This is a genomic window from Proteus sp. G3927, assembly GCF_963894685.1.
In the GTDB taxonomy this organism is placed as follows: Bacteria; Pseudomonadota; Gammaproteobacteria; order Enterobacterales; family Enterobacteriaceae; genus Proteus; species Proteus mirabilis.
The window spans coordinates 111,740-135,088 of the sequence record NZ_CAWQGX010000003.1; the positions used below are offsets into that span (position 1 = coordinate 111,740).

Consider the following 23,349-nt stretch of genomic DNA (forward strand, 5'->3'; position numbering starts at 1 on the left):
GTCTACATAACGAGAAAGGAGCTGAGGCTCCTTTTCGTTATAATAATATCTAACTTTTATTAATCAGCGCTGATAATTGGCTATAGAGAGTATTCGCACTACTTTCATACCCTTCACGAGAAAGATGGACACCATCCGGCCTTGCAAGATCATAAATAGACCATGCTTTAATTGAGCACTCTCCTCCCATATAATCGCGCCAATCCCAGAATAATGTACGCTCTTGTTGAGCGACTTCCTTTTGGATACGAATAATATCGGTTAACCATTGGGGTTGCTGAGAGCGACAATCTGATGCGTCTTTATTCTTAATAGAATCCGACGGACCAATTAATAAAATGGCACTATTCGGGGCTTGCTGGCGGATTTGACGAATTTTTTCAACAAGCAGTTGTCGGTAAGCCACTAAATCAAACGTATCATTAAAGGCTTCATTAGTGCCATAAGCTAAAATCACCATATCGGGATGTAATTGGCCTAATGTTTTACTCCACTGTGCTCCCCATTTATCCATCATATTAATGGTTGCGCCGTTAATACCTAATGCGGATAACATCACCCCTGGCTTTTGGTTGCTGATTAACCAACCGCCTAATTTAATCGGTTGGTTTTTACTAATCGTAATATTGATTGGGAAGGTGATCGTTGTGGGTTTAGAAAATTGCCATTCACCTTGTGTCTGTGAAAGTGAAAGCGTTTTACTGCCAGCGGATTGTAAATGGATTTGTGAAGCCGTAGGCGCCTTATATAACGCTTGTAATTGGTAACGCTGACCTGTTGTCGGATTTTCATTTAGTTGCAATGCTGACCATTTCGCGACTGGCTCAGCGATAAATCCCCCTAAGGGAAAATCAGGATCGCTTTCTTTGCGACTGGAAAGTAAATCCCACGCTTTTTTACTGCTTTGATATTGGATATTGGCAATACGTTGACCCGCAATAGCGGTGGGGGGAATAAAACCTATACCACCATTGCCATAATCAGCTTGAAAACGTTCACGTAGTTTACCACTGAAAAAATCCGCAGCGGTATGTGAATCACCCAACTGTACGATATGTACCCTTTGGCGCCGTTGCTTTAACTTTTGCGCAAAAGCGACAAAGTTGGGATCGTGGTAGTTGTAGAGTTGTCTTGAACCATCTGCAGGTAACACGCTAGGTGTTGATAGCGTAAGAGATTTATCTTTCTCTTGGTTACAAGCGACTAACAGCGAAACCAAAGCCAGTATAATAGAACGACTGACTAAGGTTCGAGGTTTAAGGATGTGCGTTAATTGTTTCATTTGGCGTGACCATATTTTTGTCTGTTACATCATCTGGCACATCATCAACTTTTTGCAGATGGATACGCGAGAATACCTGCTGAGCAATGATTTGTTGCCCTTTTAAACTAAAGTGAATACCGTCGCCTGCTCTTAGTTTCACGCGGCTGCTACCATCACCGATATAATCAGAATAAATATCTTTTTCATATTTAAACATATCATTGACAGAAAGGTAAATTTCTCCCGTTTTTTCTGCTTCTTCCCGGTAAAGTTGATTTAGATAAGCCATACCTTGAGATAATTTTTGCTTACGCATATTCGGAGGGCCAATCCAAATCACGCTCACATTATGTTGGCGTGCATTATCGATAATGCTGGCAATACGAGCGCGATATAAGGCGCCCCACGCTTCACTGGCAAATTTTAAATAACGTCCGCCACCATCTGGGGGCATGTCCCAAGGATCATTAGGCCCTAAAAAAACAACCAGTAACTTAATGGAATCATCGCTAGCTAACCGATTAGCAATAGTTTGAGGCCAATTAAAAAACTTAGGATAGGCTAATCCTGTGCTCTGTTTGCTCAAATCAATACTGCTTATATTATAATCTGTTTGCAATTGACGTTTTAATAAGGGGGCAACGCCTTGCATCATTGAATCTCCAGCAAACAGCACTTTGTCTTTGGGAGATAATATGACATCTGTTTTTTGCACAATAGGTTTTTGGGCTTCAGCAGCGGCTTTTGTCAGATCAATAGTTGATGTATTTGCTAATGTACCTTGTGCATATTGACGTTGTAGGAGTTGTGGAAACTGTTGTGTTAATTGCGAAGCGGGGCGAGTATAGCCATTGATAAAATGTAGCCCTACTGCAAATCCTTCTGGAAAGGCGGTTTGTTCTTGACGAGGCGTTATTGGTTTGGCCTGATTATCCGGGTGATTAACTCGCAAATAATCACTATAGCTTGTTACTGCGACAAATACGCCATCTCGCAACTGACCTCCCACTTGCCAAGCATAATATTGTGATAAACCCGACCAAGGGGCTGGGCGATGGTATTGTTGTTGCCAAAAGCGCTCTAATGATGTTTGGTTTAGCCAAATAAGAAATAGTGTGCTGAAGAGCACCATTAAAGCCACTTTTACGGTTTTTTTTAAATTTGAACTGAAATCAAAAGCTGGCATAAATAAATCCCGGAACCCCATCAGGAGACAACATAAATATAATTGTAAGGATCAACGCTAATGGTAGTGGATAAACATACCAAGGCACTCTTTTCTCAAGTCGCGCAATAATTGCCCTTAAAGTGACAAAACAAGGATACAGTAAGAACAGCCCCCAGAACATAAACAGGGTTAGCCCTTCGGCTTGTAGCGACTGCCAAGCACCTGCACTAAAGAGTTGTTGGATTAATATCCAAGCATCATTGACGGTTTGGCTGCGAAAAAAGATCCACGCAAAGCACACAAAATGGAAGGTAATTATCCAAGATAACAACATTTTTAATGATGCTAGCATGCTATTGGCGTCATGTTTGGCGGCGGGGAAAAGGCGGTGTTTGATATTTAATATCACCACACCAATACCATGAATGGCTCCCCAGATAATAAACGTCATAGCTGCGCCATGCCATAAACCAGAGATAACCATCGCGGCAAAGGCATTCACATTTTGTCGAATAACGCCCTTACGATTTCCCCCCAAAGGGATATAAACATAATCGCGAATAAACGTTGATAAACTTATATGCCAACGGCGCCAAAAATCAGCAAGATTGATGGCTAAATAAGGTGCATTAAAGTTACGAGGGACAACAAAACCCAGTAATAGCGCAATACCTGTCACTAAATTGGTATAACCCGAGAAGTTAAAATAGATATGCCATGCATAAGCATAGGTCGCCACCAGTACTTGTCCGCTAGTGGCTAAATCAGGGGCATTAAAAATAGGATCGACATAATTTGTCGACAACCAACCACTTAACCAAAAGAGCTTAGCGATTGCTAATACAATCAGCATGATAGCCCCTTTATAGTCGATAATTTTACGGGTTGGTGCTTGAATTTGTGGTAAAAATTGTTTGGCACGATTAATCGGTCCCGCCACAATGCTTGGGAAAAAGCATAAGTAGAGCACGACATCAAGAAAAGGGGCTTTAGGGATCTCTTTGCGACACACTGAAACGACATAGCTAACAGAGTGGAAGATATAAAACGATAACCCTAATGGTGCCAGTAGTTCAATAATTGGTAATTCAACACTTAATCCCCACTGTGAGAATAGTTGTGTCAATGATTCTTGGAAAAATGAGTAATATTTAAAGGCAGTAAAATAGAGGGCAACTAACAGCCCCAGTAACCAATAAATCACTTTCGTTGAGGTATAGCGGGTGAGTATATTGGCTAATGAGTAAATCAAAAGCGTATAGCTTAATAAGATAACAGCAGGACGGTAGTCGACATAGAATAGAAAAGCATAACTTACTATGATGAGTAAGATATTTTGGATCTTAACCTGCTTTTGGAAGAGCCAATAGATAATAAAAAAGCTCGTAAAGGCTCCGAGAAACTCGAATGAAAAAAAATTCATAAATGGCTCTAAGGGTGTGATTTAACAGTCATACCAAATGTGTTACTCCCTATATTATGAATTATTAGCTTGCTTTCAATCAAAAGATTATCTTGTGATAAATAAAAGCCACTTTTCAGATAAATGAAAAGTGGCTTTTGTTTGCTATGAATAGCTATTTAGGACTAACTTTCTCGTTTCGACTGTAACTGAACTTGCGTGATCAGCTTCTTATTTGAGTCGAACATTTCGGTCAGATAATCATTGTAACTTGAACCTAATTCTGAATAGCCTTTCAAGTCGGTGATTAACTGGCGTGGATCGAGTTGCTGTTGCGTCATTCTTTGCTGTGCTCTTGATGAGCGCAGTGAATTATAGGCGCGGTGCGTATTGAGATTACGCATATAAGCAATCACTGAGCCTTCAATATCCGGGTAGGCTGCATAGCCTTTGGTTTTCCCAGGGACATTATTGCAAGACCGGTTACCACATCGCATACCGAATAAGTTATTGTTTTGCTGTGCCAATTTTGATGTTCCCCAACCTGATTCTGTTGCGGCTTGCGTTGCGACAAAATGAGTCGGAATAATATCAACGCGAGCCAGTAACGAATCCCAATTCACTTTTTTGGGGCTGGTACATGTTACGCCATAGTATTGACAGATTTCACGCAGTTTTTTCAAATCTGCGCTGCCCCAGTGTTGGGCTTTACGTTGAGCGGTTAACCACTCACGATCTCTCAATATCTTATTATTAATGTTATCAATAATAGGAACTATGACATTTAAAAACGCTTTCTTACGCTGAGTTCCCGAGGGATATTTTTTCAAATCTGGCAACGAGGTTGTCGTGCTTTTGAATGTATCCGCCTGCAGCATTCGGGAACTGCCGGTACTGGTAGAGGCAAAACTCACACCAGTAAAGAGTAGTGAAATCAAGAAAGCGAAGACGGCACTTGTCCTCATCAATTGAGAGGGCATTGCTTCTCCTCGTTTAACTGGATAAAAATCGAACGAATACTAGCAAATTACTTTTTCTATAGCTACAAAATATCGCCTTACATTAGGATAACTACGAGTGCATTGTTAATAAAATGTATCTTATTTACTGGAACGCCTCGTTTTATAATCGCTTTTTTCTTTTAACAAAAAATGTGATTTTTGATTATTATTCAGTTATTCTTATATAAATTAATGCTATTTAACTCAAATTTATCATAAATTAGCGTTTTTAATATGTCATTTTTGTTCAATGTTTAGTCATTTTTTGTTGTTTTTGGTCGAGTTTTTTGATCAATTTGGCGAGCTTTTTCTGCTAAATCAGCAAAATCCGCTTCTTTCCAATAAGTTTTAGGGACGGGTAAATTTGCCATCTGTTTAGTAGGCCAAAGCTGAAATTCTGCTAATTGTTTTAAAGAATAGCCTGCGTAAACATCGGGTAATGTCAGGTAATGAGGTGGAGTTGTCTCCCCAAAAGGCAATACCGGATAGCGTTTGTCAGCAAGATGATAATCACGCTTTAATACTAAAAATTTATCGGGTACCCGCTCTTGGCTATTCCACCATTGACCATCAATTAAATCAAACCACTGCTGGGTGGCCTGACGAGGTTGCGCCTCTAGTTGAGCGAGTGCTGAGGGAATAATACGCTGCATTGATTGGTTATAGTGCTCAAGGTTTGTAGCATCACCATTGAGGATCAGGGTAAGTGATAAGCGCGCCCCCATTAGGTTAGAGTAGAGATCTTCTGGTGAGAATGCGGAGATCCCTTCTGAAAATCCCGCTACAGAGCGATAACCGTACCACTGTGCAATCTCATGCCATACGGCAAGGCGATAAGCTAAACGCGCGGCAAGATAAGCACTTAAGGTATAACGTTGTCGATCACTACTAGGAGGAGTAAAGCGGTTAAAGTGAATTTTACGCTGTGCTAATTCGTCACTGAGTGTTAGCGTCCACTCTTGGCCTAATTTGGGATAGATATGGCTAAAGAGATAATAAGTATAATCTGCGGTATCACGAATATGGGCGATATCAAGAAAGCCCCCTTTATGTGAATAGACTATGCCCGACTTTTCACTGCCTATGCCTAATACTGCGGCAGTTCCCAGCCAAAAGTTATCGTTATAGCGATGATCACCTAAAGTAGAAGCTTCAACAATATTATCGATACGATAAAAAGGAATAGGTATTCCCCATGCTTTGACTTTTAAATTATAGCCAAAAGCACAGCAAGGCCTTAATCCATTAGGTGCATCAAGTGCGGGGGGCGTTTGCCAAACTTGTGAGGCTTCTTCTTGAGTTTCACTTTCCAGATGAGCGGCAATGGTTTCAGACACAGATGAGGTAGTGCATCCTGAAATGATCAATATGAAGATGATATTAAAAATAGCCAAACGCGTTAACATCAAAATGCCTCACCCACTTGGAAATAAAATCCGGTGCTCTCTTTACCGACACCAAAATCGAGGCGTACATTCATGCGTGGTTTAAATTCAAAACGATAACCAATACCAACACTGGGTAGCCAATGTCCTTTACCGAGATCACGTGCTTGATTACTCAATGTGCCACCTCCGGCCCATAATGCAATACCATGACGCCAACTAAGTTTTTGCCGATACTCTATCTGACTAGAAAAAACATGATTATCTTGATAACGCCCTTCATAATAGCCACGCATCTGATGGCCGTTACTTAATTTAGACAGTTGCGTCCATGGTACATCTCCTGAGGTAAAGCGAGCATAGCTATCAAAGGCGAGTACCGCATCTTTGGTTAATGGATAATAATAGTTGTACTGCATTTGAGTTGCATTAAAACGGTTATTACTACCGGTATCCGATGAATAATGAGTATAGCTAATATCAAAGGCTTGGCCTTGGCGAGCGTTAGGCAAAAAATCGCGACTGTCGTAGGTAAAGCGCACACTTAATCCTGAACTGGTAGAGCGTAATGGCAAATGACGTTTGCTCATATAGGCTTTAAACTCATCATCAGGTGCTGCTGCTTGTAAGTTAGCGTAATCCCAACCTAAGCCAATATAGGTGTTTTTGGTAATTTGACGTAGCAATGTCGGCGTTAAATGTAGCTCTTGTGAACGATATTGTGCAAAGTTCTTTTTAACTCGTCCTTCATGATAGCCTTGTCCCCAAAAGTTGGTCGGCACATTATTTAATGCCCCAGTAAGGTAAAAGCGCCATGTATCATCAGCAAGGTAAGTATAGTTACTAAAAGTCATACCAAAAGCCCCGGTTGATGAACCAAAGCCACTTAATGACAGTGATGAAATTTTACTGTCGGGACGACTATCTGCTTGATAAAGCCCAACAACGGCGATCCCAAGCCCCAACTCTAATTCAGGGGTATAGAAAGGCCCGGGTAAAACGCCCCAGTCGATGGTTTTACTGCGATCAAAATTATTGCTCCCTCCTAGTTGATTTAACCATTGGTCGATTTGTTGTCTATCAGGAAAGAGTTGGGCATTCGCTGTGTGTGAAATAAATAGGCTGGCAAAGGCCAGCCCATAAATAAAAGATGTTTTAACCATTAAAAACGGAACTCACCAGAAACAAAGAAACTATTACGATTATTAAAGCCCACTTCGGTGATCACATTAAAGTTACGGGTGACTTCTAAACGAGCCCCTACCGTTTGGTTCCATTTATGAGCAAGATGTTGTTCAACGTCGAATTTCATATCAGGATCGTTCATTAAGGCGATCATGCCAGCAAACGCTGGGGGAAGATTTAAATTATTGATATTACCTTTAAACCGTTGGGTAATATCTTGATACATGGCACCTGTCCACACTTGTAGCTTGGTATTACCTTGGCCGGCGATTAAAGGTTGAAAAACAAATTCATAGCCAACACGAGGTGAAATGACTAAGGCTTTAATATCCCCATCGAGAATATCAAGATTAGTTTTGGTGTAGTTTAAGTCAAAAGTACCAAAAAATTGATTATAGCCACCGGCTAAAGTAAAACCTGCGCCATAAGTATCACCTTTAAAATCGAGGTTAAAAGGCATACCTTCTATAAAATTTAATGGAAAACCACCAAAACTACCACCTTTAAGTGTTGTTTTTGATTTACCTTTAGTTCGCCCATATAAACCATACACATTCATAAAAGGGAAAACCCAGCTATCGAGTTTTAGCATATGGGTTTCACTTTTTTCACGAGTATGTCCTGCTTCTATTTTTAGAGCATTCGCTGTTTCTGGATTTTTCGGCATAATAAACCCAATTTTATCCACAACAATATCTTGACGTAGATTCATATAGCTATAGCTTGCACCAAATGGCTCTGGTAAATCATAACCTCGGGCGCGAGCTTCATCACCCCAGATAGGTAATACGCGAGATTGGCTTGCAGGAGTACGGGTATCTAACGAACCTTCGCTATTTAACGCAGTGCCGCCGGATTGGCTTACACTTAAAGAGAGCAGAGGGCGATCGCTATCCGCATAAGAAAAGCCAGTAGCAAGAAGAGAGGCAGCAAACATTACCTTATTAAAATGAGAAAAGTTCATATATAACCCACAAAAATAAAAAATAACCAAATAGTAAGTAAAAGAGTAGCGCGAAATTTTAGTCTTTTTCTTATATATGGTCACCAGCTATAAGTGCTAATTGCAGATAAAAATGCTTAGCAATATGTATTATCACGGTATTATCTAAGTGTTTTTAACTAATAATCATCTTTATCTTCAGTTATTCTTAATAAAAGCAGATGATTTTATGGTGATAAATAACGGGGTTTACCAAGCGTGATTGTACTATTTTTGTACAGCTATTGATAAGTTCCGATTAATTGGTCGCATTGATAAGTAACTGCGATAAGATATGTAGGATACCAAACTGGGGTGCAATAACATTAAGGAGTTGCGATGACTTATGATGAATTATACCAATACGCTATATTTATGTTGTCGCGTCGTGATTATGGCACCACTGAGCTGAAACGCCGTTTAGCACGTAGGATCAACGAAGTCGATAAAGCTAAACAGAGCACAACCGATGAAAGATGCTTAGAGCAAGTGATCGAGCGATTATTAGAAGGCCAATATCTGGATGATAATCGCACGGTATATGCTTTTTTTCGTCGTTATTTAAGTAAATCTTATGGCCCGCTGCGTATTCGCCAAGAGTTACAGCAAAAAGGCTTTCCCAGTGAAATTATTGCACGGGTACTAGAAGAAACAGAAACTGATTGGTATGCACTTTGCCAAGATCTTAAAGAGAAAAAATTTGGCACAGGTAAACCCAAAGATTTTAAAGAGAGAGCCAAACAAATTCGCTATCTCCAATATCGAGGGTTTACTTCTGATTATATCAATGCGTTATTTTAATTGATTAACGAAGTGCCATGGCATATTTATCATCAAACTAATTTTTATAAAGAATAGTTAATTTAAGTGAAATGTTAATTTAAAACTATTCTTTAATAATAAACTTATTTTATATACTCTTGTTTATATTTTTATTATTTCAATAGTTAATCATCATCTAATAAATATTAAATGACTGTTTTAGTCTCCTTTTAATATTAAATTAAATGACGATATTGCTCACAGATTTTAATAAATATATATTTAATTATCTATTTTTGACTAATATCTAATGTGATTGACATAATCATTATATTTTAAAAGATTCAATTATTATTGAGGATTTATTATGAAGAAAAATAAACTTATGCTATTTACTGCAACATTATTATTATCATCTGCAGGTATTATTTCAACAGCATCAGCTGAGGTGACATTAAAGCATGGCTATATTGATAGTCCACCCAGCAGAGCTTTTCTTTGTTCATCCAAAGGGGGGAATTTAAATAAAAATTGTGGTCCGATACAGTATGAACCGCAATCCATTGAAGGGGATAAAGGATTCCCTAAAGGTGGTCCTGCAGATGGTGAAATTGCCAGTGGTGGAAAGGCAACTTTTTCTGCTTTAAATGCACAAAGTGCAGATCGCTGGCATAAAGTGGCAATGAAAAGTGGCGAAAATACTTTTAAGTGGACATTAACTGCAAAACATAGCACTGAATCATGGCGCTTCTTTATTACAAAACCAGGGTGGGATGTTAATAAACCATTGACCCGTGCTGATTTTGATTTAACACCTTTTTGCCAACGAAATGATAATGGGAAAATACCCACAGAAACCGTAACATTAAATTGTAATATACCAGAACGTTCTGGTTATCAAATTATTTTAGGTGTTTGGGATATTGCTGATACGGGTAATGCTTTTTATCAAGTTATTGATGCTGAATTTAAAAAATAACTCGCTATATTTTATTTAAATAATTATTTTAGTCATGCTATTAATCTTAATACTATTAAGATCGAGGCTATACTTAATAGCAAAAAATTATATTAATGATAAGGATTAAATAAATATAACGGTTATTTTTTGTTTAATTGTTAGCGCCGTGAAAATGGCGCTATTTTCATCTGTTCTACTAGAAATTCTTCGCTCACAATGCTACTTTCTAATCTATACCTATAATTATTTAGCTTAAAACCAACATCATTGAGGCGCGATTATGGAAATCTATTTAGATACCGCAGATATTGAAGAAGTGAGAAAACTTTCACAAGTGCTTCCTATTGCTGGTGTCACTACCAATCCTTCTATTATTGCTCAATCAGCGCAGCCCATTGAAACGCTATTACCTGAATTAAAAGCCGCTATGGGCGGTAAGGGGCGGGTATTTGCGCAGGTAATTGCCCGTGATATCGATACCATGATTGAAGAAGCATTGCGCATTGGTAATATTGCCGATAATACTGTGATTAAAATTCCCGTCACTGAAGCTGGCTTGGTTGCTATTAAACAATTAAAGCAAAAAAATATGTTGGTATTGGGGACTGCTATTTACAGTGTGTCTCAAGGGTTGATGGCGGCGTTAGCAGGGGCTGATTATATCGCTCCTTATGTGCATCGTATGGATAGACAAGGCTCTGATGGTGTGAGAGTAGTAAGAGAGTTGCAAACGCTGATTTCCATGCATAATTTACCCACTAAAATACTGGCAGCTAGTTTTAAAACACCACGCCAAGTGGTTGATTGTCTGTTGTCTGGCGCTTCGGCAGTAACACTTCCGATAGAGCTTGCCTACTCTATTATCCGTTCACCCGTAGTCGATGATGCGATTAATAAATTTACTGATGATTGGTCATTAGCCTTTAATCGCCAATCATTGTAATGATTTTATTGTGTTTGTTATTTGGCGCTATTTAATGTTAATGGCGCCAATAAAATAATAATCATAGGTAAAATAAATATTATTCTTATTCAATTTTTCTGTCTATATTAAATAAAAACTCTACTGATGAATTAGACTATTTAAAAAGAATAGAATGCTGAGCATTGTACTATATTGTAGAAATATTATCTGATTAAATTGCGCAATAATAATTTATTATATCGACTTGTGTTTTTAAAGTAAGATTATTCTCTGCTAAATTATCGTATACGCGGATAAGGTGTAATTTAATCAATTATTGATTTATATCTAACAATAAGTTGCCTTTGTGGTAATCTAAAAATAAATCTATTACTATAACCTTAGCATTTTAATGGATTAATAATATAATATTTTTATGCTATTTTGTTGTTTATAAACACTTTTATCATGTTCTTTTATTCTTTTTGTCCGTTCTTACTGTAAACTCAGTAAGTTGATTTTATTTATTTTTATTAGTGTTATTTTATATTTAATAACAACAAAATAAATTGTAATTAATGTGTTAATTAAAGAGTTTGGTTGTTAATGATATACAAAATATTATTTATTTTTAAATAACTAACTGAATGAATTAACAGGGAAAGCCGATACTCCGCGGTTAAATAAAATTAACATATAGTTATTATCTTTATTTAGAGATAAATAAACTTTGATTTGTAATATTGTTGGAGTAAATATGTGTGAAGAAGACATAAATAAACCACTCTATTTGTTAATTGCAGACTGGGTTCAAGAGCAACAACGCTGGGTGAGTGCGAAAGAGATCGCTAAAAATTTTGATATCCCCCAATGTAATGCGATTAATATCGTTTCTTATATTCTTTCTGATGTAAAAGAGATTGAGTGTGAAACCAAAAGCGTTCCTAATCAATTGGAAGGAAGAGGGTGCCAATGCCAACGGATGATCAAAGTCAGTCATATTGATCCTGCTCTTTATTCTCGTTTAAAAGGTCATACGCAAAGTAAAAGTCGTTTAAGCGCCCCAGAGAAATTAGCAGCTATGATCCCTCATGGGCTGAATCACCAACAAAAATGGCAATGGATGTTGTCAAAATCACAACGGCGTTAATTGATAGCCGAGTGTTAAAATAAAGCAATACGACAGGCGTTTGTTGTGCCTGTCGCTGTTGGTTTATTGACCTTTGGGTTTTACCTCTGTCGTGCCCCTTAAACGAGGACGATTAGCTTCAGGGGCTGTTAATGGTGTCGTTTCTACTAAGCTTTGACGACAACGAACAGTGAGATCTTGATATTCACGAGTGTTCATACGTTTCCACTGCATATCTTGGTCGCTAATATCACGTACATGTTTTGCTGGGCTTCCCATTAACATTTGTCGCGCCTGCCCTTGAAAGCCCGCTTTCACAAAGCTCATGGCGGCAACAATACTTTCCTCACCAATGATCGCACCATCCATAATCACGCTATTCATGCCGACTAGGCTATCACGACCGATAATACAACTGTGAAGAATAGCACCATGACCAATATGACCATTTTCTTGCACAATGGTATCCATATCCGTATAACCATGCATAACACAGCCATCTTGAAGATTTGCACCTGCTTCAACAATTAAACGGCCATAATCACCCCGTAATGAAGCCAAAGGGCCAATATAAACACCAGCACCAATAATGACATCGCCAATTAGTACTGCTGATGGGTGAATGTAAGCTGTTGGATGAACAACAGGAATAACACCTTCAAATGCATAGATACTCATCAGTTTTCCTCTTAGTTGTATTATCAATTCAAGTGATAATTATCGTCCTTTCCATTCAGGTGAGCGTTTTTCGGCAAAGGCTAGCGGGCCTTCGAGTGCATCTTCTGAATGTAAAACACGTGGGTAATATTTTAGAACACCACTGCGCATTAATTTGTAGCCTTCTTCAATCGAAAGCTCGCTAGTGGCACGGTAGATCTCTTTTAATGCAGCGACTGCAAGTGGCGCACTGTTGGCGATTTGATCGGCTAATTCACGGGCGCTATCCATCAGTTCAGTCGCACTGACAACGCGGTTAGCAATGCCCCAGCGTAGCGCCTCTTGTGCATTCATACGACGGCCAGTCATGAGCATTTCATTGACAATTGCAGGAGGTAAGCGTTTAGGTAAACGTAAAACACCGCCACTGTCAGGAACAATACCTAATTGTGCTTCTGGCAAGGCAAAAGAAGCATTGTCTGAACAAATTATCATGTCGGCTGCCAGTGCTAATTCAAAGCCACCCCCAAAAGCATAGCCGTTAATGGCAGCAATGACAGGTTTATTAAGATCAAATAATTCCGTTAAGCCCGCAAAGCCACCAGCACCAAAGTCTGCATCAGGGGCTTCTCCTTCAGCTGCGGCTTTCAAATCCCAGCCGGCACAAAAGAATCGTTCACCAGCACCTGTAATAATGGCAACGCGTAAACTAGGATCATCACGAAAACGCATAAATACCTCACCCATTTCATGACTGGTTTTGGCATCAATTGCATTGGCTTTCGGTCTATCTAATATAATTTCAAGCACTGAACCACGTGTTGTTAGATGTAATGATTGGCTCATGTCATATTCCTTTTTCAATAAAAATAAGCAGTTATAATTAACTGTCACGAAAACCCACTTATGGCCTATTTCAAATGCTTTTTGATCACTTTGCCTGAGCAATTACGTGGTAACCCCTGTTTAAACTCAACGGCGGAAGGCACTTTAAATTTCGCCATATTCTGTTCACAAAAGGCGAAAAAGGCTTCTTCACTTAACGTTTCACCGTCAACCAGTACCACAAAGGCTTTAATGGCTTCATCGCGAATATCATCAGGTACACCAATTACTGCTACATCTTGGATTTTAGGATGTGATGCGATGATATTTTCAATTTCAATACAAGAGACGTTTTCACCACCGCGTTTGATCATGTTGCAACTGCGATCAACAAAATAGAAAAAGCCTTCGTCATCTCGATAACCATAGTCACCCGTGTGTAACCAACCATCAGGCTCTAGCGCTTTTTCTGTTGCATCGGGGCGATTGTAATACTCTTTAAATAAGGTTTTTCCCGGTTCACCTTTGACGCAGATCTCACCGACTACACCGTTAGGAACTTGCTGATTTTGTTTGTCGCGAATTTGCGCTTGATAACAAAATCCCGGTCTACCAATAGATGGCCAGCGGCGTTTATCGCCAGGTCTGTCACCGATTAAGCCAACAATGGTTTCTGTCATGCCGTAAGAGGTGAGTAATCGCACATTAAAGCGTTCAATAAAGGCATCTTTCTCCTCATCTGCAAGATTGAGGTAAAACATCACTTCGCGCAGTTTATGTTGCTTTTCATCTGGTGAGACTGGTTGTGCCATTAAGGTGCGCATCATCATGGGTATGCATTCTGTTACCGTTGCTTGGTATTTGAGAATTTGCTTCCAGAAGGCTCTTGCACTGTATTTTTCCAGTAGTACAAATGTGGCACCGACAGAAAAAGCAGGAAGTGATGCAGTACACTGACAATCGATATGAAAAGCAGGCATGACGGTAAGATAGATATCATCTTCCCGTAAGGCGTTCTGCCATGATGAGTAGTAGCCAGCAAAACGTAAATTATAATGCGTAATAACTACTCCTTTGGGTTGTGAAGTAGTTCCTGAGGTAAAAAGGATTTCAGCCGTGTCATCCACACTTAATGGGGTGTGATGATTAAGCGTAACGGGATGCTTGGCTTTTTCACTTAAAAAATCAACAACCCCTTTTTCAGTAGGGAGACCGTTTTCTGTTATTAAAAACAGTTGCGTTAAAGGAGAGTGCTTATCGTGCAACATCGGTTGGTAAATTGGAGAGAAATTATCACTTGTTACCACAAAGTGTGCTTGGCAATGGTTAATGATCCAAGCACTCTCTTCATACATAAAGCGGGCATTAATGGGCACCATAACAGCGCCAATTTTTGCCAGTCCAAACCAGCAAAAGAAAAATTCTGGGCAGTTATCAAGATGTAAGGCAACATGGTCGCCTTTTTTTATACCACAGGCATGAAAAAGATTTGCGGCTCTGTTGATCTCTTCATTTAATTCACTGTAGCTAAATTGTCTGACTTTCCCTTGTGCAGATTCAAAAATTAGCGCTGTTTTTTTATCATAAACTTCAGCTAAATCATCCCACATTTGCCGTAAGTGTTGTCTGCCAATCACATCCATTAAACTGTTATCCCATGCTTTTGCCGTAAGCTCAGGTATTGTGGGATAGTGCCACTTGTACCTGAGTCTAACGGTATTTACTCTACGATTTTAGCTAGCCCTTTATCGACTAGCTCCCTAATTTGTTCGTCGCTATAACCGATATTTTTCAAAATCGCATTGGTATCCATGCCGTGAGCAGGCATACCACGCCAGATTTTTCCTGGATTATTTTTGAATTTCGGCATGATATTTGGTCCCTTACAGGTTTCACCACTCATCGTTTTCCATTGAGTAATTGACTCTCGAGCCACGTATTGTGGATTGCCTTCTAATTCAGGAATGGTTAACACTTTTGCACTGGCAATATTGAGTTCAGATAGGCGTTTTAGTACGGCGGTAATCGGCTGGTTGGCTAGCCATTCATCTAATTTATCTTCAAAGAGTTGACCATGAGGGCAATTAATACGGTGGATCAGTTGTGTCCCTTTGGGGACTTCAGGAGTACCTAATAGATGAGCAAGACCAATATCTTTAAAAATTTCTTCAATTTGAGTGATGCCGACCACTTCCATCACGATATAACCATCTTGGCAACGGTATAAGCCACAGCCGGCATAGTATGGATCTTTGCCTTTGGTCATTCGTGGACAGATTTCTCCGCCATTAAAATAGTCCATCATGAAGTATTGCCCCATTCGCAACATCACTTCATACATTGCAATATCAATACTTTCCCCTTTGCCTGTTTGTTGCACTTTGTACAGTGCCGCTAATGCTGAGGTGGTTGCCGTCATACCAGAGAAATAGTCAGCGGTATAAGGAAAAGCGGGCATAGGTTGGTCTTTATCGCCGTTTTGAATGAGATAGCCACTAAATGCTTGAGCAATAGTGTTGTAGGCTGGAAGGTTGGTATATTGCGGATCGCCATATTGACCAAAGCCGGATAAGTGCGCGATAACCAATTTAGGGTTATGCTCCCATAAAACCTCATCGGTAATACCGCGACGGGCAAAGGCAGGACCTTTGCTGGCTTCGATAAAAATATCCGTGGTTTCCATTAATTTTAGGAAAGCATCACGGCCTTCGTCTTTGAAAATATTTAACGATAACGCATGTAGATTGCGACGGGAAAGCTGTGGATAATGGGGTTGAACACGAATGGTATCCGCCCATGCAACGTTTTCAATCCAAATGACCTCTGCACCCCACTCTGCAAACATCTGTCCTGCAAATGGCCCGGCAATCTCAATACCTGAAAACACCACACGAACTCCAGCTAGTGGCCCAAATTGTGGCATGGGTAAATGTTCTGTCATAATGTCACCTCGTCAGTGGACTGTTTGAACACTCCCTCACTTGATGTTAAGAGAGTGCTCTGCGATTAATTAACGATACTGTTTCAGTACAGCGCGTCCTAATGTCAGGATCTGCATTTCATCAGAGCCACCAGATACACGGTCAACGCGTAGATCACGCCAAAAACGTGCAATACGGTGTTCACCTGCGATCCCCACACCACCCAGCACTTGCATCGCACTATCAACCACTTCAAAGGCTGCATTCGCACAGAAGTATTTACACATTGCAGCATCACCGGAGGTAATTAAGCCATTGTCACTTTTCCATGCAGTTTCATATAACATGTTGCGCATTGAATTGAGTTTGATCGCCATATGGGCGAATTTTTCTTGAATAAGTTGGAAACGACCGATAGTCTCACCAAATTGAACCCGTTGGTTGGCGTAGCGCGCCGCATCTTCAAACGCACACATGGCGGTACCATAGTTAGTCAGTGCCACTAAGAAACGCTCATGATCAAACTCTTCTTTCACACGGTTAAAGCCGTTACCTTCGCGACCAAACATATCTTTTTCTTCAAGTTCAACGTTGTCGAAGGTGATTTCACAGCAGCTATCCATACGTAAACCCAGTTTTTCTAGCTTAGTGACTTTAATGCCGGGTTTACTCATATCGACAAACCATTCGGTAAAGATGGGTTTATCAGGGGAAGCCGCATCACGACTCATCACGACGATATAAGGGGTATAAGCACTACTGGTGATAAAGCATTTGCTACCGTTGAGGTAAACTTTGCCATTTTTACGGGTATAAGTGGTTTGTAAGCTGCCCACATCAGAACCGGCCCCCGGTTCAGTGATCGCTGAGTTCCACATCTGTTTGCCTGTACCACGAAACGCCATGATTTTGTCGATTTGTTCTTGAGTCCCTTCACGCAATACGGTGTTAAATCCCCCCGGTAATTGATAGAGCACATAGGTTGGCGCACCTAAACGACCTAATTCCATCCAAATTGCGGCAACAGTAACAAATCCGGCATTTAAGCCACCGTGCTCTTCAGGGATAAGCAGATTGTCAATTTCCATATCCGCTAAGGCCTTAACAAAACGCTCTGGGTATTTACTTTCGCGATCACACTGTGCGAAATAAGCTTCCCAGTTTTCACTGGCCATTAATTCGCGGACACCGTCAACAAACAGTTCCTGCTCATCATTCAATCTAAAATCCATGTTAATAACCTCTTAATGTGTCATTTTTTGCGTATAGGGAGATCAATCTTTCCAGTGCACTTTGGCATCTTTTATAAAGGACAAGGTGACCATGATATTGACGAAAAATAGTGGGCATCCTCCGGCAATAATGGCGGTTTGGATCGGTTTTAAGCCGCCTAATGCTAGTAAAATAATGCCGATAATACCGACTAATACAGACCAGCCGATGCGTACCAATAATGGTGGTTCAGCCCCTTCTTTCATGGAGCGACAAGTTGACATTGCTAGTGTGTAAGAGCAGGCATTGATTAAAGTGACGGTGGCGATAAAGCAGAGAATAAAGAAGCCCCACATGGTTGCTGTACTGAGGGGTAAAGCGGCCCATGTTTCGATAATGGCGCGTGGCACACCATATTGATCAATCAGTTGCGGAATATTAAGGATATTTTGGTCAATCAGTTGTAAAGTGTTACCCCCCAGAATAGTCCAAATCAGCCAAGTTCCTGCGGTTAAACCTGATACCATTCCTAAACATAATTCACGAACAGTACGACCTTTAGAAATACGCGCTAAGAAGATACTCATTTGAATGGCGTAAATAACCCACCAAGCCCAATAGAAGACAGTCCAAGCTTGAGGAAAACCCCCTTTACCAATAGGATCGGTGTAAAACAACATACGTGGCATATACATCAGCAATGTACCCACAGAATCTGTGAAGTAATTGACAATAAAGCTGGCACCACCCACGATAAATACCCAACCTAACATTAAGAAGCTCAGGTAAGTACGCACATCACTGGCGATTTTTACCCCTTTTTGTAGACCAAATGCCACGCAAATAGCGTTGAGTAAGATCCAGCAAGAGATAATAATGGCATCTAATTGTAGAGTGTGAGGAATACCAAATAAGTATTGAATACATTCAGTTACCAAAGGCGTTGCAAGCCCAAGGCTGGTGCCCATTGCTAGGATCAAGGCGACCAAATAGAAATTGTCGACGACAGTACCAAATAAACCATTAACGTGTTTTTCACCCACTAATGGCGTTAAAGTGCTACTTGGGCGGATCACTTCCATTTTGCGCACAAAAAAGAAGTAAGCGAAGGCGACAGACAGGAAACTATAGGTTGCCCAAGGTAGCGGGCCCCAGTGGAATAAGCTGTAAGCTAACCCTATCTCTTTGGCTGGCGCGGAGTAACCTTCCATACCGAAAGGAGGACTTGAAATGTAGTAGTATATTTCAATTGAGCCCCAAAACAGTACAGCCGCTGATGTACAAGAAGCAAACATCATAAAGATCCAGCTTGCCGTACTAAATTCTGGTTTCTCATCGCCCAGGCGTTTTTTGGCATAACGTCCAAAAACCAACCAGAACCAACCCCCGAACATGATCACCATATACCATTCGAAGGCCCAACCCCAGACATTGGTAACATAGCTGAAAACGGCATTGATCACTTCATTTGAAGCATCAAGATCGCGTACCGTTAACCAGCATAAAATACCAACAATGATTAATGGCGGAAAAAAAACCTTCGGTTCTATTCCTGCCTTTTTATTATCTTTGCTCATAGGTAAATTTTCCAAATATATTTAGCGCAGAAGTTTAATAAGTGTTAATTCCTAATTTCGAATAAACTCTTTTAGTTAGATCCTATATATTCCATTAATTGGTTTTTATCATAATCAAAAAACAAGTCGATTGGCTAATTTATAAAATCATTAATGAAGAAGAATAATGGATATTATTAATGTTTCATTCTGCTATTCACTTCACACTATTCTTTTTGTCGATTTTATGTTACGTTTTATAACCTTTTGTTTTCATTTTAATTGATTGATAAATAATGATATATTTAGGTTTGTAATAAATGTGTTATATCCGCTCTTTCAATATTGTTGATCTTTGTGGCAATATTGAATATTAAATAACTCATTTCTTATTATGTTCAATATTGTTGATCCAGATAACAATATTGAAAGTTAATCACTTTAATTAAATTTAATTTCAATATTGGTGATGTATTTAGCAATATTGAACGCTATCCATCTCTTATTTAATAATCTTCAATATTGGTGATCTAGATTTAATTTCTTAATCATTTAATTGTGCTAATTGTATATTACATTGCCAGAGTAAATGACATATTTATTAATTTCAGGAGATGTAATGAAGATTATTACATGTTACAAGAGTGTTCCCGATGAACAGGATATTGTGGTCAATAATGCCGATGGTTCACTCGATTTTTCGCGCGCCAATAACAAAATTAGCCAATATGATTTAAATGCGATTGAAGCGGCAAATCAGTTAAAAACACAACTTGATGGTATTCAAATTACGGCAATGAGCGTAGGTGGTAACGCGCTGACTAACGCTAAAGCACGTAAAGATGTGTTATCTCGTGGTGCTGATGATCTCGTGGTGGTGGTCGATGAGCAATTGGAAGCTTCTCTTCCTTATCAAACGGCGACAGTGCTTGCAGCAGCTGCAACTAAGCAGGGGTACGATCTTATCTTATGTGGTGATGGCTCGGCAGATCTAAGTTCCCAACAAGTGAGTTTGCTGGTGGGGGAGATCTTGAATATTCCTGCCATTAATGGGGTTAATAAAATTGTTTCTATTACAACTGATTCCATCACCGTTGAACGCGAATTAGAAAACGAAATTGAAACGCTTACTATCACCTTACCTGCGGTGATTGCCGTTTCTACCGATATCAACTCTCCGCAAATTCCATCCATGAAAGCCATTTTAGGTGCCGCTAAAAAGCCGGTTCAACAATGGAGTGTGGCCGATCTTGGTTTAGAGCCCATAACGCCACGTTCAGAGCAAACCGTGTTAGCACCGAAACAAAAAGTACGTCAGCGCATCATTATTGAAGGTGATGGCGACGATCAAATTGCTGAATTTGCAGAATATTTACGAAAAATTATTAAGTAATAGGGGGAGTTATGAGCCAGTTTTCAACTGTTTGGGTGTTGAGTGATGTACTTTCCCCTTTACCAGAATTAATGGGAGGTGCTTCTTCATTAGGTCAATCAATCAATGTCTTTACCTTTAATGATGAGCAAAGCATCGCTGCCTTTAAATTAGGGGCGACAGCGGTTTTCCAATTAGAAGGTAAACCTGATGATCGCATTATGGAAGATTATGCACAAAGTATCGTTGAAACCATTAAATCACATAGCGATGCCGGCTTGGTCTTACTGCCGAATACGCGTCGTGGCAAATTATTTGCCGCTCGTTTAGGTCACCGTTTAGCCGCGGTAGTATCAAATGATGCACAATCATTAAGTACCCAAAATGATGCATTAGTGGCAAAACATATGGTTTACGGTGGACTTGCCTTTGGTGATGAAACATTAACAACACCTTATTGTGTTGTTACCGCAAGCACTGGCGCTTTTGACGTTGCATCAGAAACACAGGCTACGGGTACGGCACAAAAAGTAGCATGGATTGCCCCTTCACAAAGCATTATTTGCCAGTCCATTCAGCCAAGAAAAATCAATGCCGTCGATCTGGATAAAGCCCGTTTTGTGGTCAGTGTTGGTCGTGGTATTGGCAGTAAAGAAAATATTGCTATTGCAGAAGAGTTAGCAAAAGAGATTGGGGCTGAAATCGCCTGCTCTCGCCCTGTGGCTGAAAATGAAAAATGGATGGAGCATGAGCGTTATGTTGGCATTTCTAACCTGATGCTTAAGCCAGATCTGTATTTGGCGGTGGGTATTTCAGGGCAAATCCAACATATGGTTGGTGCAAATGGATCACAAACCATTATGGCGATCAACAAAGATAAAAATGCACCTATCTTCCAATTTGCTGACTACGGCATTGTCGGTGATTTAATGAAGATTTTGCCTGCACTTACCCGTCAACTATCTAACTGATTTAGTCAGCAGAGAAGATAACTTCTCTGCTTTATTTGCAAGTTCTGGAGATGTTATGTCCGATTCCGAAGATATTTTCGATGCCATTATTGTTGGCGCAGGATTAGCGGGCTCTGTGGCTGCACTTGTTTTAGCCAGAGAAGGTGCGCAGGTATTGCTAATAGAAAGAGGGAACTACGCTGGCGGAAAAAATGTAACGGGGGGGCGTCTATATGCCCATACCCTTGAGCGCATCATTCCTGAATTTGCGCAACAGGCTCCGGTTGAGCGGGTGATCACCCATGAAAAACTGTCATTTATGACACAAACAGGGGCTATGACTATCGACTATCAAAACGCTGAAACGCATAACCCTAATCATGCCTCTTGGTCTGTATTACGTGGTGAATTTGATCAATGGCTAATGGCGCAAGCCGAAGATGCAGGCGCCCAATGTATCACGGGCATTCGTGTTGATAAGTTAGTTGAGCGTGACGGTAAAATTGTCGGTGTAGAAGCAGATGGTGATGTATTAGAAGCCAAAGCGGTGATTTTGGCTGATGGTGTGAACTCATTTTTGGCTGAACAGTTAGGCATGACAAAACGAGTTGCAGCTGAAAATGTTGCCGTGGGCGTAAAAGAGATCATCGAACTGCCTGAAAGTGTCATTAAAGATCGTTTTAACCTAAAAGATAACGAAGGTGTAGCTTGGTTATTTGCCGGCTCTCCTACCGATGGGTTAATGGGGGGCGGTTTTTTATATACCAATAAAACGACGCTTTCTTTGGGGCTTGTCTGTGGGCTTCACCATATTAAAGATGCCAAAAAATCGGTTCCACAAATGCTAGAAGATTTTAAACAACACCCCGTTGTAGCACCGCTAATTGCTGATGGAAAAATGGTGGAATATAGCGCCCATGTGGTACCTGAGGCAGGTTTGCGAATGCAACACGAACTTGTTCGCGATGGTGTTTTGATAGCAGGAGATGCGGCAGGCATGTGTATGAATCTAGGTTTTACCATTAGAGGGATGGATTTAGCCATGGCTTCAGGGGAAGCTGCTGCAAAAACGGTGCTTTCAGCAATGGCAAAAAATGATTTTAGTAAACAAACCCTTAATGAGTATCTCAACCATTTAGCACAGGGGCCTTTGCGCGATATGAAAGCATATCAACGTATGCCTGATTTACTAGATAATCCGCGTATGTTTACTGCTTATCCTGACATGGTGGTTGGTATTGCAAAAGATCTCTTTACTGTCACCGATGATGCCCCTGTACCGATGCGTAAAACCATCATGCGTCATAGCAAAAAAGTGGGGTGGATGAATTTAATAAAAGATGGGATCAAAGGAGTAAAAGCAATATGAGTTCTCCTGTAAATGTCGATGTCAAATTGGGCATCAATAAATTTAATGTCGATGAAGAAAATCCACATATCGTCATTAAACAGCAACCTGATATGCAAGTATTAGACACACTGGTAAAAGCTTGTCCTGCGGGTCTTTATAAAAAACAACAAGATGGTAGCGTCAGCTTTGATTATGCAGGGTGCTTAGAGTGTGGAACCTGTCGAATTCTCGGTTTAGACAGTGCGCTTGAAAAATGGGAATACCCACGCGGAACGTTTGGCGTGGAATATCGTTACGGATGATGTATCGCTACTTTTCTCCCAGCGCTGTCTCCGGCCTGGGAGCTTTTCTTTCTTTGGTTA

21 protein-coding genes are annotated in these 23,349 nt (G+C 40.2%); 8 read left to right on the forward strand and 13 right to left on the reverse strand.

Features of this window, described 5'->3' with window-relative positions:
- Window positions 1-49 precede the first annotated feature (49 nt).
- The 7 genes from AACV00_RS00630 to AACV00_RS00660 all read right to left on the reverse strand — a co-directional run bounded on the left by AACV00_RS00630 (window position 50) and on the right by AACV00_RS00660 (window position 8,369).
- Window positions 50-1,282 (reverse strand): SGNH/GDSL hydrolase family protein, encoded by a 1,233-nt coding sequence (locus AACV00_RS00630; protein WP_104459566.1) that lies wholly within the window; start codon window positions 1,280-1,282, stop codon window positions 50-52.
- On the reverse strand, window positions 1,257-2,450 hold the full coding sequence (locus tag AACV00_RS00635; protein ID WP_036907344.1) for an SGNH/GDSL hydrolase family protein: 1,194 nt from the start codon (window positions 2,448-2,450) through the stop codon (window positions 1,257-1,259). Before AACV00_RS00635 ends, AACV00_RS00630 begins: the two co-directional genes overlap by 26 nt.
- The gene (locus AACV00_RS00640; protein WP_041701310.1) at window positions 2,437-3,855 is read right to left on the reverse strand and encodes an MBOAT family O-acyltransferase; all 1,419 of its coding nucleotides are present in this window, start codon (window positions 3,853-3,855) and stop codon (window positions 2,437-2,439) included. Before AACV00_RS00640 ends, AACV00_RS00635 begins: the two co-directional genes overlap by 14 nt.
- Before the next feature lie 164 nt (window positions 3,856-4,019).
- On the reverse strand, window positions 4,020-4,814 hold the full coding sequence (locus tag AACV00_RS00645) for a protein bax (RefSeq protein ID WP_004250146.1): 795 nt from the start codon (window positions 4,812-4,814) through the stop codon (window positions 4,020-4,022).
- A gap of 275 nt (window positions 4,815-5,089) precedes the next feature.
- Window positions 5,090-6,241: a DUF4056 domain-containing protein gene (locus AACV00_RS00650; RefSeq protein ID WP_049257447.1), complete on the reverse strand. Its 1,152-nt coding sequence runs from the start codon at window positions 6,239-6,241 to the stop codon at window positions 5,090-5,092.
- A complete protein-coding gene (locus AACV00_RS00655) occupies window positions 6,241-7,383 on the reverse strand; it encodes a BamA/TamA family outer membrane protein (protein WP_104459567.1) in 1,143 nt (380 codons plus the stop codon). Before AACV00_RS00655 ends, AACV00_RS00650 begins: the two co-directional genes overlap by 1 nt.
- Entirely contained in the window at window positions 7,383-8,369 is a 987-nt protein-coding gene (locus AACV00_RS00660; protein WP_004245802.1) for a hypothetical protein, read from the reverse strand. The genes AACV00_RS00655 and AACV00_RS00660 overlap by 1 nt, the downstream gene beginning before the upstream one ends.
- 357 nt (window positions 8,370-8,726) lie before the next feature.
- Here AACV00_RS00660 and AACV00_RS00665 point away from each other — a divergent pair, with 357 nt between their 5' ends.
- The 4 genes from AACV00_RS00665 to caiF all read left to right on the forward strand — a co-directional run bounded on the left by AACV00_RS00665 (window position 8,727) and on the right by caiF (window position 12,164).
- A complete protein-coding gene (locus AACV00_RS00665; RefSeq protein ID WP_036919119.1) occupies window positions 8,727-9,188 on the forward strand; it encodes a regulatory protein RecX in 462 nt (153 codons plus the stop codon).
- A 328-nt stretch (window positions 9,189-9,516) separates the two neighbouring features.
- Window positions 9,517-10,128: a lytic polysaccharide monooxygenase gene (locus AACV00_RS00670; protein WP_017628514.1), complete on the forward strand. Its 612-nt coding sequence runs from the start codon at window positions 9,517-9,519 to the stop codon at window positions 10,126-10,128.
- A gap of 262 nt (window positions 10,129-10,390) precedes the next feature.
- Complete coding sequence (gene fsa / locus AACV00_RS00675; protein ID WP_004245799.1) at window positions 10,391-11,053, forward strand: fructose-6-phosphate aldolase; 663 nt, start codon at window positions 10,391-10,393, stop codon at window positions 11,051-11,053.
- 718 nt (window positions 11,054-11,771) lie between these two features.
- Window positions 11,772-12,164: a carnitine metabolism transcriptional regulator CaiF gene (gene caiF, locus AACV00_RS00680; protein ID WP_004250151.1), complete on the forward strand. Its 393-nt coding sequence runs from the start codon at window positions 11,772-11,774 to the stop codon at window positions 12,162-12,164.
- A 63-nt stretch (window positions 12,165-12,227) separates the two neighbouring features.
- Here caiF and caiE read toward each other — a convergent pair whose 3' ends face one another.
- The 6 genes from caiE to caiT form a co-directional block, all read right to left on the reverse strand.
- Window positions 12,228-12,821 (reverse strand): carnitine operon protein CaiE, encoded by a 594-nt coding sequence (gene caiE / locus AACV00_RS00685; protein WP_017827367.1) that lies wholly within the window; start codon window positions 12,819-12,821, stop codon window positions 12,228-12,230.
- Between the two features lie 39 nt (window positions 12,822-12,860).
- Window positions 12,861-13,646 (reverse strand): crotonobetainyl-CoA hydratase, encoded by a 786-nt coding sequence (caiD, locus tag AACV00_RS00690; protein ID WP_012368456.1) that lies wholly within the window; start codon window positions 13,644-13,646, stop codon window positions 12,861-12,863.
- A 65-nt stretch (window positions 13,647-13,711) separates the two neighbouring features.
- Complete coding sequence (caiC, locus tag AACV00_RS00695) at window positions 13,712-15,268, reverse strand: crotonobetaine/carnitine-CoA ligase (protein WP_036905017.1); 1,557 nt, start codon at window positions 15,266-15,268, stop codon at window positions 13,712-13,714.
- A 77-nt stretch (window positions 15,269-15,345) separates the two neighbouring features.
- On the reverse strand, window positions 15,346-16,566 hold the full coding sequence (caiB, locus tag AACV00_RS00700; RefSeq protein ID WP_004245794.1) for an L-carnitine CoA-transferase: 1,221 nt from the start codon (window positions 16,564-16,566) through the stop codon (window positions 15,346-15,348).
- A 69-nt stretch (window positions 16,567-16,635) separates the two neighbouring features.
- On the reverse strand, window positions 16,636-17,778 hold the full coding sequence (gene caiA, locus AACV00_RS00705) for a crotonobetainyl-CoA dehydrogenase (RefSeq protein ID WP_004245793.1): 1,143 nt from the start codon (window positions 17,776-17,778) through the stop codon (window positions 16,636-16,638).
- Between the two features lie 42 nt (window positions 17,779-17,820).
- Window positions 17,821-19,335 carry an L-carnitine/gamma-butyrobetaine antiporter gene (gene caiT, locus AACV00_RS00710; RefSeq protein WP_004245792.1) on the reverse strand — a complete coding sequence of 505 codons (1,515 nt, stop codon included), beginning with the start codon at window positions 19,333-19,335 and terminating at the stop codon, window positions 17,821-17,823.
- A 598-nt stretch (window positions 19,336-19,933) separates the two neighbouring features.
- Here caiT and AACV00_RS00715 point away from each other — a divergent pair.
- The 4 genes from AACV00_RS00715 to fixX are packed head-to-tail and all read left to right on the forward strand — an operon-like array spanning window position 19,934 to window position 23,289.
- Window positions 19,934-20,707 carry an electron transfer flavoprotein FixA gene (locus AACV00_RS00715; protein ID WP_004249233.1) on the forward strand — a complete coding sequence of 258 codons (774 nt, stop codon included), beginning with the start codon at window positions 19,934-19,936 and terminating at the stop codon, window positions 20,705-20,707.
- An 11-nt stretch (window positions 20,708-20,718) separates the two neighbouring features.
- A complete protein-coding gene (locus tag AACV00_RS00720; RefSeq protein ID WP_004249234.1) occupies window positions 20,719-21,657 on the forward strand; it encodes an FAD-binding protein in 939 nt (312 codons plus the stop codon).
- Window positions 21,658-21,712: 55 nt separating this feature from the next.
- Complete coding sequence (locus tag AACV00_RS00725) at window positions 21,713-23,005, forward strand: FAD-dependent oxidoreductase (protein ID WP_104459569.1); 1,293 nt, start codon at window positions 21,713-21,715, stop codon at window positions 23,003-23,005.
- Window positions 23,002-23,289, forward strand: a complete 288-nt coding sequence (gene fixX, locus AACV00_RS00730; RefSeq protein ID WP_017827370.1) for a ferredoxin-like protein FixX — start codon at window positions 23,002-23,004, stop codon at window positions 23,287-23,289. The genes AACV00_RS00725 and fixX overlap by 4 nt, the downstream gene beginning before the upstream one ends.
- Window positions 23,290-23,349: the final 60 nt, after the last annotated feature.

Excerpts from the sequence above, each read along its gene's own strand:
- AACV00_RS00655 (WP_104459567.1), bottom strand. The coding sequence starts at position 7,383 with ATGGTTAAAACATCTTTTATTTATGGGCTGGCCTTTGCCAGCCTATTT.
- AACV00_RS00650 (WP_049257447.1), bottom strand. The coding sequence starts at position 6,241 with ATGTTAACGCGTTTGGCTATTTTTAATATCATCTTCATATTGATCATT.
- caiC (WP_036905017.1), bottom strand. The coding sequence starts at position 15,268 with ATGGATGTGATTGGCAGACAACACTTACGGCAAATGTGGGATGATTTA.
- AACV00_RS00670 (WP_017628514.1), top strand. The coding sequence starts at position 9,517 with ATGAAGAAAAATAAACTTATGCTATTTACTGCAACATTATTATTATCA.
- fsa (WP_004245799.1), top strand. The coding sequence starts at position 10,391 with ATGGAAATCTATTTAGATACCGCAGATATTGAAGAAGTGAGAAAACTT.
- caiD (WP_012368456.1), bottom strand. The coding sequence starts at position 13,646 with ATGAGCCAATCATTACATCTAACAACACGTGGTTCAGTGCTTGAAATT.
- caiB (WP_004245794.1), bottom strand. The coding sequence starts at position 16,566 with ATGACAGAACATTTACCCATGCCACAATTTGGGCCACTAGCTGGAGTT.
- AACV00_RS00725 (WP_104459569.1), top strand. The coding sequence starts at position 21,713 with ATGTCCGATTCCGAAGATATTTTCGATGCCATTATTGTTGGCGCAGGA.
- AACV00_RS00645 (WP_004250146.1), bottom strand. The coding sequence starts at position 4,814 with ATGCCCTCTCAATTGATGAGGACAAGTGCCGTCTTCGCTTTCTTGATT.
- AACV00_RS00640 (WP_041701310.1), bottom strand. The coding sequence starts at position 3,855 with ATGAATTTTTTTTCATTCGAGTTTCTCGGAGCCTTTACGAGCTTTTTT.
- AACV00_RS00660 (WP_004245802.1), bottom strand. The coding sequence starts at position 8,369 with ATGAACTTTTCTCATTTTAATAAGGTAATGTTTGCTGCCTCTCTTCTT.
- AACV00_RS00635 (WP_036907344.1), bottom strand. The coding sequence starts at position 2,450 with ATGCCAGCTTTTGATTTCAGTTCAAATTTAAAAAAAACCGTAAAAGTG.
- fixX (WP_017827370.1), top strand. The coding sequence starts at position 23,002 with ATGAGTTCTCCTGTAAATGTCGATGTCAAATTGGGCATCAATAAATTT.
- AACV00_RS00630 (WP_104459566.1), bottom strand. The coding sequence starts at position 1,282 with ATGAAACAATTAACGCACATCCTTAAACCTCGAACCTTAGTCAGTCGT.
- AACV00_RS00715 (WP_004249233.1), top strand. The coding sequence starts at position 19,934 with ATGAAGATTATTACATGTTACAAGAGTGTTCCCGATGAACAGGATATT.
- AACV00_RS00720 (WP_004249234.1), top strand. The coding sequence starts at position 20,719 with ATGAGCCAGTTTTCAACTGTTTGGGTGTTGAGTGATGTACTTTCCCCT.
- caiF (WP_004250151.1), top strand. The coding sequence starts at position 11,772 with ATGTGTGAAGAAGACATAAATAAACCACTCTATTTGTTAATTGCAGAC.
- AACV00_RS00665 (WP_036919119.1), top strand. The coding sequence starts at position 8,727 with ATGACTTATGATGAATTATACCAATACGCTATATTTATGTTGTCGCGT.
- caiE (WP_017827367.1), bottom strand. The coding sequence starts at position 12,821 with ATGAGTATCTATGCATTTGAAGGTGTTATTCCTGTTGTTCATCCAACA.
- caiT (WP_004245792.1), bottom strand. The coding sequence starts at position 19,335 with ATGAGCAAAGATAATAAAAAGGCAGGAATAGAACCGAAGGTTTTTTTT.
- caiA (WP_004245793.1), bottom strand. The coding sequence starts at position 17,778 with ATGGATTTTAGATTGAATGATGAGCAGGAACTGTTTGTTGACGGTGTC.